Here is a 299-nt window from a genome sequence, read left to right on the forward strand (position 1 = left end):
CTTGCGAAAATTTGAGAGACTCGAACACACCGCTTATCTGTTCTTATTACGGAGAACAGACACAGTGTGTCGTTTCAATTTTCAGCTTGATCCAGATTTTTAAAGAGCAAAACTTCTTAATGCACTCGTAAGTACATTCAGAAGTTCATCATTCATCAGACAATCTGTGTGGACACTTCAAAGCACGTTTCTTTAAGGTAAGGAGGTGATCCAACCGCAGGTTCCCCTACGGTTACCTTGTTACGACTTCACCCCAGTCATGAATCACAAAGTGGTAAGCGCCCTCCCGAAGGTTAAGC

At 43.1% G+C, this 299-nt stretch carries 1 rRNA gene; it reads right to left on the reverse strand.

The window, feature by feature from the left end:
• Window positions 1-198 precede the first annotated feature (198 nt).
• Window positions 199-299: ribosomal RNA gene (locus AB4K05_RS24705) — 16S ribosomal RNA — on the reverse strand; the annotation flags it as partial.

The sequence above is a fragment of the Kluyvera sp. STS39-E genome (genome assembly GCF_040932435.1).
Classification (GTDB): domain Bacteria; phylum Pseudomonadota; class Gammaproteobacteria; order Enterobacterales; family Enterobacteriaceae; genus Kluyvera.